General features: G+C 66.0%; 1 protein-coding gene. It reads right to left on the reverse strand.

Annotated features, from left to right (window positions below; genetic code table 11):
- A partial coding sequence (locus AYK65_RS31340) for a condensation domain-containing protein (protein ID WP_139793430.1) occupies positions 1-706 on the reverse strand: 706 nt, incomplete at both ends.

Genomic DNA, 706 nt, shown 5'->3' on the forward strand with positions numbered 1-706 from the left:
GTCGCGTCCGCTCCAGCAGCTCCGACACGCTCGGTTCGCCGGACAGATCGATGCGAACCGCCAGGGTGTTGACGAAGAAGCCGATCAGATCCTCGATCTCGCGGCGGCCGCGATTGGCGCTCGGCACGCCGATGACAAGGTCGTCCTGCCCCGACAAGCGCGACAGCACCGCCGCCCAGGCCGCCAGCACCGTCATGAACAAGGTCGTGCCATGTTGATGGCTCAGCCGCTTCAGCCCGCGCGTCAGATCGGCATCGATGACGACCGGGACGGTGGCTCCGGCAAACGACTGCTGCGCCGGTCGCGACCGGTCGGTCGGCAGCGCAAGACGGGCCGGCGCGCCAGACAGGCTGTCACGCCAATATGCCGCCTGGCGCTGCAGCCGCTCGCCGGACAGCCATTGCCGTTGCCAGGCGGCATAGTCCGGATACTGGATGGTCAGCGGCGCCAGCGGGTTCTGCTGGCCAGAGGCAAACGCGCAATACAGCGCATTGAGCTCTCGCACCAGAACCCCCATCGACCAGCCGTCGGCGACGATGTGATGCTGCGTCAGCAGAAAGATGTGGTCGTCATCGGCCATCCGGATCAGCCGTCCGCGGATCAGCGGGCCGCGCGCAAGATCGAACGGTGTCCTTGCTTCTTCTTCGCACAGAGCCGAAAGCAAAACCTCGGCATCCGGCAGCCCTTGCAGATCGTGCTCTGTCAC

Source organism: Ensifer aridi, from assembly GCF_002078505.1.
GTDB lineage: Bacteria > Pseudomonadota > Alphaproteobacteria > Rhizobiales > Rhizobiaceae > Sinorhizobium > Sinorhizobium aridi.